We start from the raw sequence: 16,020 nt of genomic DNA on the forward strand, positions 1-16,020 counted from the left end.
GTATTTCTATTTAATGAAGTTCTAAACCCAAATTGCTATGAGTTTATCCACTTTAAGTATAAAACGCCCCGTTTTTACCATTGTAATCAATTTGACCATTATTCTTTTTGGTATCATTGGTTATACGTATTTGGGTGTGCGTGAATTTCCTTCGATTGATCCAGCTCAGATTTCTGTACGCACCAATTATACGGGAGCCAATTCTGATATTATTGAATCGCAAATCACCGAGCCTTTAGAAAAAGCAATCAATTCAATTGACGGCATCCGAAACATCACTTCTTCCAGTAATCAAGGTGCGAGTAATATTACCATAGAATTCAAACTCGAAAAAAATCTTGAAGAAGCCGCCAACGATGTTCGTGACAAAGTTTCTCAAGCCGTTCGTAGTTTACCGCAAGATATTGATGCTCCGCCAGTAGTTTCAAAGGCTGATGCCGATTCCGATCCGATCATAACAATGACGGTTCAAAGTGACACTAAAAACACTTTAGAACTAAGTGATTATGCCGAAAATGTGATTGCTGAACGTTTGCAAACCATTCCGGGTGTGAGTAGTGTTCAAATTTGGGGACAAAAAAGGTATTCGATGCGCATTTGGATTGATCCAATTAAATTGAATTCCTACGGATTAACCGTTTCCGACGTTCGTTTGGCTTTGGACAAACAAAATGTGGAACTTCCATCAGGAAAATTAACGGGTAAAAACACCGAGCTTACCGTTAAAACACTAGGAAACTTATCGACTCCAAAAGAATTCAACGATGTTATTATTGTGGCTACGAATGATAATATCGTTCGTTTGAGCGATGTGGGTTATGCGGCTTTAGAACCCGAAAACCTCGAAACTAAATTAACCGAATCTGGAAAACCAATGGTTGGTTTGGCTGTAATTCCGCAACCTGGAACCAATTATTTGGATATTGCCAACGAATTTTACGAACAATTCGATCAACTCAAAAAAGATCTTCCATCTGATATTAAACTGGATATTGCGCTTGACAATACGCTTTTCATAAAAAAATCGGTAGTTGAAGTAGCCGAAACCTTGTTGATTTCCATCATTTTAGTAATCCTAATCATCTTTTTGTTTTTCAGGGATTGGTCGATTGCTTTCAGACCTTTAATTGATATTCCGGTTTCGTTAATTGCCACCTTTTTCATCATGTATTTATGTGGATTTTCGGTAAACGTTTTAACGCTACTTGCCATTGTTCTGGCTACCGGATTGGTAGTTGACGACGGAATTGTAGTCACCGAAAACATATTCAAAAAAGTAGAAGAAGGAATGTCGCCTATCGAAGCTGCTATAAAAGGTTCAAATGAAATCTTTTTTGCAGTAATTTCTATTTCCATTACACTGGCAGCTGTGTTTTTACCTATCATTTTCTTAGAAGGATTCGTCGGACGATTGTTCCGTGAATTTGGTGTCGTAATTGGCGCTGCGGTTTTGATTTCGGCCTTTGTTTCGCTGACATTAACTCCGATGTTAAATGCGTATTTAATGAAAGGTGGCGAACAAAAAAAGACCAAATTCTACGAATTCACCGAACCGTATTTTGTCAATTTAAATAAAGGTTATGCGCAATCGCTGACCAATTTTATGAAACGAAAATGGTTGAGTTTCCCAATCGTTGTGGTTTGTATCGGATTGATTGCTTTGTTTTTCAATATACTTCCAAAGGAAACCGCTCCGTACGATGATCGAAATTTAGGAATTGTAAGTGTTACTACACCCGAAGGTTCCACTTTTGAGTATACCGATCGCTTCATGCAAGAATTATCGCAATTGATTGCCGATTCGATTCCGGAGAAAAAAGTGGCTTTAGTAATCACTTCACCCGGATTTTTATCTTCATCAGTCAATGCTGGAAGAGTTCGTTTAGCCTTGAAAAATCCAGATGAAAGAGAACGTTCTCAAAAAGAAATCGTAGACGATTTGAATAAATGGACCAAAAAATATCCAGATGCCAAAGTCAATGTTTCAGAACAACCAACAATATCGGTCAATCGACGTGGTGGTTTGCCTGTTCAGTACATCATTCAAGCACCGAATTTTGAAAAATTAAGAGAAAAAATTCCGTTGTTTATGGAAGAAGCCAATAAAAACGAAACGTTCTCTAATGTAGATGTGAACTTGAAATTCAACAAACCCGAAATCAACGTAACCATCAACCGAGAAAAAGCTGAAAGTTTAGGAATTTCTGTTTTGGATGTGGCGCAAACACTGCAATTATCCTTGAGCGGACAACGTTTTGGCTATTTTATGATGAACGGAAAACAATACCAAGTCATCGGTCAATTTGATGAAAAAGACCGCGATGCACCGTTGGATTTGACGTCGATGTTTGTCAAAAATAATAAAGGTCAGTTGATTCAATTGGACAATGTGGTCGAAGTGGACGAACAAAGCAATCCGCCGCAATTATTTCACAACAACCGCTACATGTCAGCCACTATTTCAGCTGGTTTAGCCGATGGAAAAAGTATGGGCGATGCGATTGAAGCGATGGACGAAATCAAAGAAAAAGTCTTGGACGATTCGTTTACAACCGATTTAGGTGGCGAATCACGTGATTTTGTAGAAAGTAGTTCGAATACGCTTTTTGCTTTTGGATTGGCTTTACTACTGATTTACCTCATCCTGGCAGCTCAATTTGAAAGTTTTATTGATCCGTTTATAATCATTTTGACCGTTCCGATGGCGGTTGCTGGAGCACTATTTTCACTTTGGTTATTTGGTCAAACGTGGAATATTTTCAGTCAAATTGGAACAGTAATGTTAATCGGACTGGTCACGAAGAACGGGATTCTAATCGTTGAATTTGCCAATCAATTGCGAGAACAAGGCAAGTCCAAATACGAGGCGATTATTGAAGCTTCAGAAGCTCGTTTACGTCCGATTTTAATGACGAGTTTAGCCATTGCGCTTGGTGCGTTACCCATTGCTCTTTCTATTGGTTCGGCTTCAGCCAGTAGAATCGGAATGGGAGTTGTGATTGTGGGTGGAACGATATTCTCATTAGTATTGACATTATTTGTAATTCCGGCTTTTTATTTGATGTGGTCGAGAGCCAAAAAACACCGACCTGAATTTGATAACTTAGAAGCATTAGAACGATAATATTATGTTTTTAAAAAAATTATATATACCACTTTTTATAGTATTCTTCGGGCTTCAATCTCTAGCCCAAGAAGTACTTACTTTGGAAGATGCAGTAAAAATTGCATTGGAAAACAATTACGAAATCAAAATAGCCAAAAATGATTTAAAAATTGATGAAACCAATTCGACTGCGGGAAATGCAGGAATGTTACCTACAGTTACAGCTTCAGTTGTAAACAACAACAGTATTTTGAACACTACGCAAACTCAAGCCAGCGGTGAACAACGAACGTTAGACAATGCACGAAATTTAAATTTAACCTATGGTGTTGGTTTGGATTGGACTGTTTTTGATGGCATGCGGATGTTTGCCCGACGTGAGCAATTAAAAGTACTGCAACAACAAGGTGAAGCCGAATTGAAATTGGCCATCGTTACCAAAATAAGTGACGTGTATGCAACGTATTACGATTTGGTTCAACAGCAACAACAATTGAAAGCATTGGATACGGCAATCGTTATTTCAAACCAACGATTGACTACTGCTCAAAATCGTTTTTCCATCGGGAAAGCATCAAAATTGGAACAATTGAATGCGCAAGTTGATTTGAATACTGATACGAGTTCGCGCTTAAAGCAACTCGAATTGTACCGAAATGCCAAAATTAAATTGAATGAAATTCTGGCACGAGACACGTCTTTAGATTTTAAAGTTACCGATGAAATTGAAATCGACAACTCGTTAGTATTCATAGATTTAAAATCGTTAGCCGAAAAACAAAATCCGCAGTTACAAGCACAAGTTTTGGCGAAAAATAGTGCCGAGTTACAATTGAAGCAAGTCAAAGCTGGACGCTATCCAACAGTCCGAATCAATTCGGGTTATAACTTCACTCGCTCAGAAGCTTCGTTAGGATTTGTGACGCAATCGTCTGGAAGAGGTTTTGTATACGGAATCAATGCATCGGTTCCAATCTTTGATGGATTCAATCAAAGTCGAAACGAAAAAGTAGCCAAACTTCAAGTAGACAATGCCGATTTAGTCATCAATCAACAAAAGATAATGCTCGAATCACAATTGGCTACTGCTTTTCAAAGCTATCAAACCAACATGGAATTGAGCAAAGTTGAAGAAAAAAACGTAGAAATTGCTAAACAAAACTTAGACATAACATTGGCAAAATTCAAAATAGGAACCATCACTCCTATTGAATACCGAACGGCGCAACTGAATTATGTAGAAGCATTGGTACGATTGAGTAACGCACAATTTCAAACCAAATTATACGAAATCAGCTTAAAAGAATTGAGCGGAAGTTTAAAATTGGACTAGTTTTCATGTATATCAAGTAAGCAAGTTTTAATAAATCTTAAGTTTAAGTTATATTCTTTTTACTTATCTTAGTGTTTTAAATTTGCTGAATGTCAATTAAATCACTTCTTCACACGCCTGCACTCACACACGAGAAATCACTGAAAACTTTGGTCGAAAATCGCACTATTTTTTCACTGAACAATTGCGAATTGAACATTTTTGAAACCTATCAAGAATCGGCTTTGGTTCCGCTAAAATTCAATGATTTAGTTGTGACAAGTATGTTGCGCGGTAAAAAAGTAATGCATTTGTTTGACGAACCCGGTTTTGATTATTTACCTGGAGAAACCGTTGTGATTCCGTCGAATGTGGAAATGAAAATTGATTTCCCTGAAGCTTCCAATCAAAATCCGACTCAGTGTTTAGCATTGGCCATTGATCAAACTAAGATTTCAGAAACGCTGAATTTCTTAAACGAACGCTATCCCAAAGAAGGAACCGACAATTTTTGGCAACTGAATTACCAGAATTATTTCTTTTACAACAATGTTGATTTGGCTTCCACCATCAACAAACTCATCAAAGAATGCATGAGTACATCGATTACCAAAGATGCATTGGCCGATTTGACGTTACAAGAATTACTCATCCGAATAATTCAAACCCAAACCGTAAAATCGATTGATCAAGGTGACCTCAGCAATCAAAATAATGCGATGGCTCAAGTCATTGATTACATCCGTAAAAACTTGAAAGAAGACATTAATTTAAAACATTTAAGTGATAAAGCGTGCATGAGTACTACTTCATTTTATCGTTTTTTCAAACGTGAATTAGGCATGAGTCCGATTGAATTTGTATTAAGTGAAAAGATAAAACACGCTAAGAAATTACTTAAAAACCCTACAATACAAATCAATGAGGTGTGTTATTTGTCTGGGTTTGATGATGCTAATTATTTCATTCGATTGTTCAAAAAGCACGAAGGTGTGACTCCAAAACAATACCAATTGATGAATTTTACGAACTAGTTCATTCATTAAGACGAACTTCTTCCAAATTACTGCTTTCTTCTTCTGAAAAAATTCGGTAGTGCACCACAAATGTTTTACCGTAAGGCGTTTCCAAAGAAAAACCGCCTGCTCCTATTGCATCAGTAACATCCAAAGTAAAATGAGCGTGTTTCCAGTATTCAAATAAATCTTTGTCCAACCAAAATTCAAATCCTTTGATGGTTCCGATGCAAACGTCACCCAATCGAAGATAAAATCCGCCTTTTTCAAAACACTGAGGCTGCGTTCCTTCACAACAACCACCAGCTTGATAAAACATTAAATCGCCGAACTTCTCGCTCAACATCTCAATCAATGCTAAAGCTTTTTCGGTAGCATCAAGTCGTTTTGTTTTTTCCATAATTTAAAAGTAGTAAAAAAATCCACGAACAGAATTTTCAAATTGAATTCAAATTCGTGGATTTCAGTTAGAGGCAAAAAATATATCGATTAAAAGAAACCTAATTTGTTTTTGTTGTACGAAATCAACATGTTTTTAGTTTGGCGGTAATGATCGAGCATCATTTTATGGTTTTCTCTACCAATTCCCGATTGTTTGTAACCTCCAAATGGCGCTCCAGCAGGATAAGCATGGTATTGATTCACCCAAACACGTCCGGCTTGAATCGCTCTTGGCACTCGATACAATTCGTGCGCATCACGTGTCCACACACCAGCTCCCAATCCATACAAAGTATCATTGGCAATTTCAATCGCTTCTTCGGTAGTTCTAAATGTGGTAACCGCCAAAACTGGTCCGAAAATTTCTTCTTGAAAGATTCGCATCTTGTTGTGACCTTTAAAAAGTGTAGGCTGAATGTAGTATCCGCCATCCAAATCATCGCCTAAATGATTCACATCGCCACCGCATAATAATTCGGCTCCTTCTTCTCTACCCAATTTGATGTACGATAGAATTTTGTCTTTTTGAATTTGAGAAGCTTGTGCGCCCATCATTACAGTTGGATCCAATGGGTTTCCGACTTTGATTGCTTTGACGCGTTGTAATACTCTTTCAATGAATTTATCGTAAATCGATTCATGAATCAACAAACGTGACGGACACGTACACACTTCACCTTGATTTAAAGCAAAAAGCACTGCGCCTTCGATGGCTTTATCCAAAAACTCATCATCAGCTTCCATAACCGATGGAAAGAAAATATTCGGTGATTTTCCGCCTAATTCTAATGTAACAGGAATAATGTTTTCGGTTGCGTATTGCATTACCATTCTTCCTGTTGCTGTTGAACCCGTGAATGCTGCTTTGGCCACTTTCGGATTGGTAACCAACGTTCTACCCAATTCACCTCCAAAACCATTTACTATATTTACTACTCCAGCCGGAATCAAATCTTCAATCAATTCCATCAACACCATAATGGATATTGGCGTACTTTCTGCTGGTTTTAAAACCACACAGTTTCCAGCAGCCAAAGCTGGAGCCAATTTCCATGTAGCCATTAAAATTGGGAAATTCCACGGAATGATTTGTGCGATAACTCCCAGTGGTTCATTTACAATAATAGAAACGGTGTCTTTATCTAATTCGGTTATGGTTCCTTCTTCTGCACGAATGACACTGGCAAAGTAGCGGAAGTGATCAATTGCTAATGGAATATCAGCAGCCATAGTTTCGCGAACTGCCTTTCCGTTATCCAACGTTTCAACAGCTGCAATGTATTCTAAATTGGCTTCAATTCGATCGGCAATTTTATTCAACATAATGCTTCGTTCTGTTGCCGATGTTTCGCTCCATGATTGAAACGCATTGTGTGCTGCATCAACTGCCATTTCAATGTCTAGCTTGGCAGAATGTGCCGCTTTTGCCATTGGCTTTCCATCAACAGGAGAAACAACTTCAAAATACTGGCCCGTTGAAGGTGCTGTCCATTTTCCGTTAATGTAATTATCATACTTCTCTTTTAATTGTGGTCTTTGTATTGTACTCATAATTATTAAATTTTAGTTCAATCCAAAAGTACTTTCAAATTCAAAAAAAGAATAGCACAAAAATGACAATTAATAGCACAAAATTGTTAAGTTGAAAATTTTAGCGCTATTTAATTAGATATATCAAAAAAATAAAGCTAAATTTTAATCATATTGATAATTAATTGTTTGACGAATTATATTTCAAAGAAAAATTTAGAATTGAGTATATTTGCTTTCAAATTTTAACGCTACATGGTACAATACAACCCAAAAGATTGGATTACTTTTATATTTCGTTTTCACAAATCAGATACGTTCCGACAATTATTACCGATGATGATTTTCATCGGATTGTACACAGGAATAATTGGTTATTTAGAAATTGAATATTGGAAGTTATCCGAACAAAGTCATGTGAAAAATATTACCATGATGCACGGTATGTTGGGTTTTGTAATTTCCTTATTGTTAGCCTATCGTACTAACACAGCCTATGATCGCTGGTGGGAAGGACGCAAACTTTGGGGTTCATTGGTCAACAACAGTCGTAATTTGGCCATCAAACTTTCGGCAATCTTAAAAGATGAAAACGATCGTCATTTTTTCAGAAAAATCATTCCGAGTTATGCCTCAATTTTAGCCAAACATTTGCGCAATGAAGAAACGAGTAAAATGTTGTTTGAAGGATTGGATTTGGAAATTGACCATCATAAGCACCGTCCGAATCAAGTAGCACAAATGATTTTTCATAAAATAAATGATTTACATAAATCTGGAAAAATTTCGGGTGAGCAACTGATTATTTTGAATACCGAATTACAATCATTTACCGATGTTTGTGGTGCTTGTGAGCGAATCAAAAACACCCCAATTCCCTATTCCTATAGTGCCTTCATCAAGAAATTCATTTTCTTTTACGTGATGACTTTACCTTTTGGATATGTTTTTAGTTTAGGATATTATACAATTCCAGTTGTGATTTTCATTTTTTACGTATTAGCGAGCTTGGAACTCATTGCAGAAGAAATTGAAGATCCATTCGGAACCGACGCTAATGATTTACCCACTGGGAAAATTGCAAGTAATATTAAAAAGCACGTAGAAGAATTAATATAAGTTGTGATTCGCTTTGTAAATTCCAATCTTAATTCTATTTTTGAATTAGAAAAACATCAAATAAAACCTAATGGAACTCATCGGTAAGTATAAAAAATACATCATTATTTCCCTTCTTGTTTTGATTGCCTTTTTTGTTGCTTACAAATTCATCAAAAAGGAATCAATCTTGGAAACTTTTAGTACTTCAGCTAAAGAAGACGATTATGACTATTCTGATGGAAATACGAAAAACGATACATTAGAAAAATATGGTTTTCATGCTGTAGAAAATTACGTAGTTAAAGAAGTGGGTGAAGTAAGAAGAACTCCCAATTTTGCTCCTTATAACACCATTCATAAATTGCGTTTTGGAACTAAAATTTACACCAAAGAAGTCGACTCAACCAGCAACATTGAAATTGATCCTGCATTGATTGCTCGCGAAATTAGAAACGATTATGTAGCCGTTTATGCTAGTAAACCTGTGATGTTTTCGGATATGCCAGTTGGTTACATGGCTAAAGGTGATTTTGTTCGAAAATCAGAGTTTAAGAATTTTAAACCCGAACCTATTAAACCCGAAAAAATAGAGTTTGATGCAGGTGTTAAAGCTACCATCGAAGAAACTATTCTAACTAGTAATGATGGTTTTGCTTTAGCAGATGATTTTAGACGCTACAACAAATCGGTTGTGTATGGAGATTTTAATAACGACGGTCAAAGTGATTTTTCTGTTTTGCTCGATAATGCAGACGGAACACGTTCAGCAGTTTTGATTTACTTTTTTAACGCTGAAAAAAATGTTTATGATTTAATGTTGAAGAAAGCGTATGACGGTTTACTCAATATTAAAAGTATAAAAAAGACCACTTCGATAGTCGTAAATTCTGAAAGTACTAGTTTTCCACTCGACGGAGTTTTGATTACTAATGCTTCCAATTCTGGTTATTTTCATGTATTTAACCCTGACAACAAATCGTTCATGATTTTACCACACTGATAAGTCAATTGAATTAAAACTATAAACAACCTTTTAAAAATACAAATACCTAAAACAAAAAGTGTAAGCCCAATGTCAGAAACTCTAGAAACTTTAGAACCAATTGAGAAAACTTGCCCTAACTGTTCAGCTGTGATTATTGATAACTTCTGCAGTTCTTGTGGCCAAAAGAAATACAAACGAATTGATCGAAAATACGTTATTGACGAATTACAATACACTCTTTTACATACCAACAAAGGGCTTTTCTATTCGATTAAAAAGATATTAAGAAACCCTGGCAAAACAGCTCGTGAATTCATCGAAGGCAACAGAGTAAACCATTACAAACCTGTTTTACTTGTTTTCATACTAAGTGGTATTTCTACCTTCATTTCGTACAAAATTTTAGGCATAACTGAGGTAATGACTGCCTATTACAAGAGCAAACACATGGATTTGAATGCGCAATTAAATGCTGATGTCATGTCATTTTTAGCGAGTTACAATTCAATTATCATGCTTATTCTTGTTCCTTTGTTTGCTATTACCACTAAGTTAGCTTTTCGAAAATGGGGACAGAATTACTATGAACATGTTGTTATGAACTGCTTTATCTTGTCTTGTTATACTTTAGTTAGTATGATTTTAATTTTTCCCTTTTTATTTCTATACCGGAATTCACCCGACACTTTCTTCTTAATATCACAATTATCTTTAGTCCTTATACCAATTATAATCTTTTGGTTTTTTAAAGGATTTTATTCAAATCACCCAACAAAAAGCATCATTTTTCGAACTTTTGGAATATTGGGTTTGACACTTTTGGGTTATATCCTATTAATAATCGTATTTTCAATTGGTTTTGGAATCTACATGGCATTAATAAATCCTGAAGCATTAAAACAATTTGCACCAAAGAAATAATGACAAACTAAGATTTACTTGAAGTTAAGCTTAAATCTTCATGCTATTTCAGAAAATACTAGTCAAAAACGATAAAAACACATTTGCAATGCAATTGTAGTTTATCGAATAAACGTTATCTTTGCACACTCAAAAAAACAATTATTATGCGCATTTCATACAACTGGTTAAAACAATTTTTAAAAATAGAATTACCTTCAGAAGAAACTTCTGCTATGCTTACCGACTTAGGTCTGGAAGTAGAAATAGTAGAATCATTTCAATCGGTTAAAGGTGGATTACTCGGAGTTGTAGTTGGTGAAGTGATGACGTGCGAAAAACATCCTGATGCCGATCGTTTGAAAGTAACAACTGTTAATTTAGGCGATGGAACTCCAGTACAAATTGTTTGTGGCGCGCCGAATGTTGCTGTCGGACAAAAAGTACCAGTTGCCACCATAGGAACTAAATTGTACGATAAAGACGGAAGTGAATTTGAAATTAAGAAAGGTAAAATTCGAGGTCAAGAAAGCCACGGAATGATTTGTGCTGAAGATGAATTAGGTTTGGGTGATAGTCACGACGGAATTATGGTGTTGGATAAAAAAATCAAACCCGGAACAACTTTAGCCGAAGTATTAAAAATTGAAAACGACGAAGTATTCGAAATTGGTCTTACTCCGAATCGAGCTGATGCCATGTCGCATTATGGTGTAGCGCGCGATTTAAGAGCAAGTTTATTGCTAAAAAATAAAAATGTTGAATTAATCACTCCTTCTGTTTCTGCTTTTAGAGTGGATAAAAGAACGTTAAAAATTGACGTCGATGTGGTAGATTCTAAATTGGCTCCACGCTATTGTGGTGTAACAATTTCGGGTGTAAAAGTAAAACCTTCGCCAGATTGGTTGCAAAACCGTTTAAAATCTATTGGATTGACTCCGAAAAACAATATTGTTGACGTTACTAATTATGTACTTCACGCATTTGGCCAACCCTTACACGCTTTTGATGCTTCCAAAATCAACGGAAAAGTAATTGTAAAAACAGTTGCTGCCGGAACCAAATTTGTGACTTTAGATGACATTGAACGTACGCTTCACGAAGAAGATTTGATGATTTGTGACGAAAACGGTCCGATGTGTATTGCAGGAGTTTTTGGTGGGAAAAATTCAGGTGTTTCGGATTCGACTACTTCTATATTTTTAGAAAGTGCCTACTTCAACCCAATTAGTATTCGAAAAACGGCCAAACGTCACGGTTTAAGTACGGATGCGTCGTTCCGTTTTGAAAGAGGAATTGATGTCAATTTAACGGATTACGCTTTAAAACGCGCAGCGATGTTGATTCAAGAAGTGGCTGGTGGCGAAATTACCTCTGACCCAGTTGATTTTTATCCAAAGAAAATAGAAGATTTTACTGTGTTTTTGAATTTTGACAAAGCACGAAAAATAATCGGTCAAGAATTACCGAAAGAAACCATAAAAAAAATACTCGCTTCTCTTGATATCAAAGTGAATAGTGTTACCGATGCTGGATTGGGATTGATCATTCCGTCGTACCGTGTTGATGTTCAACGGGAAATTGATGTTATTGAAGAAATTCTTCGTGTTTACGGCTACAACAACATTGAGTTCTCTAAAAAGTTAAACGCAACCGTTGCCAATTCGCCTCGTAACGAAGATTATAAAATCCAGAACATTGTAGCAAGTCAGTTGAACTCCAATGGTTTCCACGAAATGATGGCCAACTCATTGACTACTCCAGAATACATCAAATTGTCTGCGATGTTGAAAGAAGATTACAATGTCAACATTTTGAATCCGTTGAGTAATGATTTGTCAGTTATGCGTCAATCGCTTTTATTCTCTGGATTGGAAGCTATTTCGTACAACATCAATCGTAAAAATTCGGATTTAAAATTATTTGAATTTGGTAAATCGTACCACAAATTATTATCCGGAAATACCGAGAAAAAACACTTAACCTTATTCCTTTCAGGAAATAGAAGTGGTGAATCGTGGACCAATACTGCTGTAAAACCAACTGATTTCTTCTTGTTTAAAGGATACATCAACGCAATTTTAACTCGTTTAGGATTGACCAAAACTGTTTCTAAACCAGTTGAATCGGATGTTTTTGCCGAAGGAATTGCGATTGCTTCTGGAAATGATACGTTGGTTGAATTTGGTATCATCAAAAAATCAATTTTAAAAGAATTTGATATTAAGCAAGAAGTCTTGTTTGCCGATTTCAATTGGGATTTAGTATTGAAATTAATTTCATTAAAAATCAAGTTCCAAGACATTCCTAAATACCCAGAAGTTAGAAGAGATTTAGCTTTATTGGTAGACGAAAAAGTTAGTTTTGAATCGATTTACAACATCGCCAATCAAACGGAAAAATCATTGTTGAAAGAAGTGAATTTATTCGATGTATATCAAGGTAAAAATTTACCCGAAGGTAAAAAATCATACGCTGTGAGTTTTGTCATTCAAGATGCCACAAAAACATTAACTGATGCACAGATTGATAAAACGATCGGTAAAATCAAACAAAATTTAGAAACCGAACTAGGCGCAAGCTTACGTTAAATACAACAATTTGAATAACGCAATCACAGATAAAACCTATAAAAGACTAGTTATTCAAGTTTCATTGAATGGCTTTAGTTTTTGTATAGTTGACACTTTATCGGAGAAACCGATTGCTCTGAAAAACATTCACTTTGATGCATTTCAACGAAGTGCCAACATCAACGATTTGTACTCTCTGGTATTCAGTGAAAATCCGGAATTATTAAATAAGTACGACGAAATTTCAATCATTCACAGCAATAATTTATCCACTTTTGTTCCCACAGCACTTTTTGATGCTGATTATTTGGGAAGTTATTTACAGTACAATACCAAAGTATTCGATACTGATTTTTTTACTTTTGATAAAGTCGGAAGTTACGACATGAACAATGTGTACATTCCGTACGTCAACATGAACAACTTTTTTATTGATAAATTTGGTTCGTTTGATTACAAACACGCCAATACTATATTGGTATCGAAATTATTGGATGTTTCCAAAAATAATGACGAACGCAAGATGTTTGTTCACAAAAGTGAAAGCCATTTTGAAATTGTTGTCATTCAAAATCAAAAACTACTATTCTTTAACTCGTTCGATTACAAAACTCCAGAAGATTTTATCTATTACATTCTTTTTACTGCTGAACAATTGCAATTGAATCCCGAAAATTTTAAGTTGGAAATCATTGGAGATTGTACTTCAGAAGACGAGTATTTCTCTATCGCTTACAAATACATACGAAACGTTCAATTGTATGATGTATCGTCGGTTCAGAATTCATTTTCCGACAGAGAAAAACGCGAACACTTTATACTTTTACACTCGTGAGAATCATATCTGGTAAATACAAAGGCCGACGCATCAATCCACCACGCAATCTTCCCGTTCGTCCTACAACCGATATGAGTAAAGAAGCGCTGTTCAATGTACTCAACAATCATTTCAATTTTTCTGAATTAAAAATATTGGATTTATTTTCGGGAACAGGAAACATCAGCTATGAGTTTGCCTCGCGTGGTGCCACTCCAATTGTTTGCGTGGATGGTGATTTTGGTTGCATCAAATTCATCAAACAAACGGCGACCGAATTTGATTTTGACATTACCGCCATCAAAAGCGATGTGTTTTCGTTTTTGGAAAAACACAAAGCGTCTTACGATATTATTTTTGCTGATCCGCCTTATGGAATGGAGCAAAAAGACTTTGAAAAACTGATTCTGAAGGTTTTTGAAAACGAACTCTTAGACGAGGAAGGAATGTTGATAGTGGAACATTCAAAACACACCCAACTCAATCATTTAGAGCATTTTTCATTTGATAGAAATTACGGTGGTTCGGTCTTTTCGTTTTATGAATTGGGTACTGAAGAAGTTGATGAATCAGAAGAATCGTAAGATTCTATGACTATAAGATTATAAGACTGTAGGATTTTGAGACTGTAGGACTGTATGATTATAAGTTAAACCAATAGCAAGTCTTACTGTCCTAAAATCTTATAATCCTATAATCAAAAAAAAGCAGACCTATAAGCCGGATTCTGTCACTTTCTTACGAAAATGCCTTATCATTTATCTAGTTCCGAAATTACTCTCGGAATCCATCTTTCTACCCTTCGACAACGGACGAGTAACCCTTAAATGTCGATATACTTGAAATTTCACCGCATAGAGTTTACCTGGTTTCACTACAGCTTAACCTGTACATACTTTCTGTTGCACTTGTCCTCGCCTTTCAACGGTTGGGCGTTACCCAATATGCTACTCTTTGGTGTCCGGACTTTCCTCTCCTCGCCTAGGCGAGCAGCGATAAGGCGGTCTGCGCTGCAAAGGTAATTGTTAATTGCGAATTATAAATTACGATTTTGGAATTTGTTATTTGCTTTTTGGAATTTCAAAACCTATATTTGTAATCAAGTAATCGCTATGGAACAATTTGTAGTATCAGCTCGAAAATACCGTCCGCAAACATTTAAAGATGTTGTCGGACAACAAGCTATTACCAACACTTTGCTGAATGCCATAGAAACCAATCACTTGGCTTCTGCTCTATTGTTTACTGGTCCGCGTGGCGTTGGAAAAACTACTTGTGCTCGAATTCTAGCACGAAAAATCAATCAAGCTGGTTACGATGATCCAAATGAAGATTTTGCTTTTAATGTCTTCGAATTGGATGCGGCTTCGAATAACTCAGTAGATGACATTCGAAATCTGATTGATCAAGTTCGAATTCCACCACAAACGGGTCAATACAAAGTGTACATCATTGATGAGGTTCACATGTTATCGTCTGCGGCTTTCAATGCGTTTTTGAAAACCTTAGAAGAACCGCCAAAACACGCCATTTTCATATTGGCTACGACCGAAAAACACAAAATCATTCCGACTATATTATCGCGTTGTCAAATCTTTGATTTCAAACGAATTACCGTCAAAGATGCTAAAGAACATTTGGCAGAAGTAGCTCAAAGTCAAGGAATCCAATTTGAAGACGATGCTTTACACATTATCGCTCAAAAAGCCGATGGTGCGATGCGCGACGCTTTGTCTATTTTTGACCGTGTGGTTTCGTACTGCGGAACCAATTTGACACGACAAGCCGTAACTGAAAATTTGAATGTGTTGGATTACGAAACCTATGTCAACGTAACCGATTTGATTTTGGAGAATAACATTCCTGAAATTTTGGTGGCTTACAATGATATTTTATCCAAAGGTTTTGACGGACATCATTTTATTGCAGGTTTGGCAAGTCATTTTAGAGATTTATTGGTGTGCAAAAACCCAGCAACACTGACTTTATTGGAAGCAGGCGAACAAGCGCAACTGCTGTACGGTCAACAAGCACAAAAATGCAATGGCGACTTTTTATTGAAAGCCATTGAAATTGCCAATGATTGTGATTTGAAATACAAGGTTTCTCAAAACCAACGATTGTTAATCGAATTAACACTTATGCAATTGTGCTCTATCAACTTTGATGGAGAAAAAAAAAAGCTGACTTTATAATTCCGCCTACCTACTTCAGACGAAATGATTTTTCGATTAAAGAA

At 36.1% G+C, this 16,020-nt stretch carries 12 protein-coding genes and 1 other RNA gene; 10 read left to right on the forward strand and 3 right to left on the reverse strand.

Annotated features, from left to right (window positions below):
• The first annotated feature begins 37 nt into the window (after nt 1-37).
• The 3 genes from VK161_RS03970 (at nt 38) to VK161_RS03980 (ending at nt 5,452) form a co-directional block, all read left to right on the forward strand.
• Nucleotides 38-3,124, forward strand: a complete 3,087-nt coding sequence (locus VK161_RS03970) for an efflux RND transporter permease subunit (protein WP_324213463.1) — start codon at nt 38-40, stop codon at nt 3,122-3,124.
• 4 nt (nt 3,125-3,128) lie between these two features.
• Nucleotides 3,129-4,439 carry a TolC family protein gene (locus VK161_RS03975; RefSeq protein WP_324213464.1) on the forward strand — a complete coding sequence of 437 codons (1,311 nt, stop codon included), beginning with the start codon at nt 3,129-3,131 and terminating at the stop codon, nt 4,437-4,439.
• 89 nt (nt 4,440-4,528) lie between these two features.
• Entirely contained in the window at nt 4,529-5,452 is a 924-nt protein-coding gene (locus tag VK161_RS03980) for an AraC family transcriptional regulator (RefSeq protein ID WP_324213465.1), read from the forward strand.
• 1 nt (nt 5,453) lies between these two features.
• Here VK161_RS03980 and VK161_RS03985 read toward each other — a convergent pair whose 3' ends face one another.
• Nucleotides 5,454-5,834 (reverse strand): DUF779 domain-containing protein, encoded by a 381-nt coding sequence (locus VK161_RS03985; RefSeq protein WP_324213466.1) that lies wholly within the window; start codon nt 5,832-5,834, stop codon nt 5,454-5,456.
• An 89-nt stretch (nt 5,835-5,923) separates the two neighbouring features.
• On the reverse strand, nt 5,924-7,426 hold the full coding sequence (locus VK161_RS03990) for an aldehyde dehydrogenase family protein (protein WP_324213467.1): 1,503 nt from the start codon (nt 7,424-7,426) through the stop codon (nt 5,924-5,926).
• A 234-nt stretch (nt 7,427-7,660) separates the two neighbouring features.
• Here VK161_RS03990 and VK161_RS03995 point away from each other — a divergent pair, with 234 nt between their 5' ends.
• The 6 genes from VK161_RS03995 (at nt 7,661) to VK161_RS04020 (ending at nt 14,365) form a co-directional block, all read left to right on the forward strand.
• Entirely contained in the window at nt 7,661-8,524 is an 864-nt protein-coding gene (locus VK161_RS03995) for a bestrophin family protein (RefSeq protein ID WP_324213468.1), read from the forward strand.
• Nucleotides 8,525-8,594: 70 nt separating this feature from the next.
• Nucleotides 8,595-9,506, forward strand: a complete 912-nt coding sequence (locus VK161_RS04000; protein WP_324213469.1) for a hypothetical protein — start codon at nt 8,595-8,597, stop codon at nt 9,504-9,506.
• 72 nt (nt 9,507-9,578) lie between these two features.
• Nucleotides 9,579-10,412, forward strand: coding sequence for a DUF3667 domain-containing protein (locus VK161_RS04005; RefSeq protein ID WP_324213470.1), 834 nt, complete (start codon nt 9,579-9,581; stop codon nt 10,410-10,412).
• 146 nt (nt 10,413-10,558) lie between these two features.
• A complete protein-coding gene (gene pheT / locus VK161_RS04010; protein WP_324213471.1) occupies nt 10,559-12,982 on the forward strand; it encodes a phenylalanine--tRNA ligase subunit beta in 2,424 nt (807 codons plus the stop codon).
• Between the two features lie 10 nt (nt 12,983-12,992).
• A complete protein-coding gene (locus tag VK161_RS04015; RefSeq protein WP_324213472.1) occupies nt 12,993-13,799 on the forward strand; it encodes a DUF3822 family protein in 807 nt (268 codons plus the stop codon).
• A complete protein-coding gene (locus VK161_RS04020; protein WP_324213473.1) occupies nt 13,796-14,365 on the forward strand; it encodes an RsmD family RNA methyltransferase in 570 nt (189 codons plus the stop codon). The genes VK161_RS04015 and VK161_RS04020 overlap by 4 nt, the downstream gene beginning before the upstream one ends.
• Before the next feature lie 116 nt (nt 14,366-14,481).
• Here the strand turns inward: VK161_RS04020 and rnpB are convergent.
• Nucleotides 14,482-14,793, reverse strand: an RNA gene (rnpB, locus tag VK161_RS04025) — RNase P RNA component class A.
• Nucleotides 14,794-14,893: 100 nt separating this feature from the next.
• Here rnpB and dnaX point away from each other — a divergent pair.
• The gene (dnaX, locus tag VK161_RS04030; RefSeq protein WP_324213474.1) at nt 14,894-15,976 is read left to right on the forward strand and encodes a DNA polymerase III subunit gamma/tau; all 1,083 of its coding nucleotides are present in this window, start codon (nt 14,894-14,896) and stop codon (nt 15,974-15,976) included.
• Nucleotides 15,977-16,020 lie beyond the last annotated feature (44 nt).

This window comes from Flavobacterium sp., from assembly GCF_035299245.1.
Taxonomy (GTDB): Bacteria; Bacteroidota; Bacteroidia; order Flavobacteriales; family Flavobacteriaceae; genus Flavobacterium.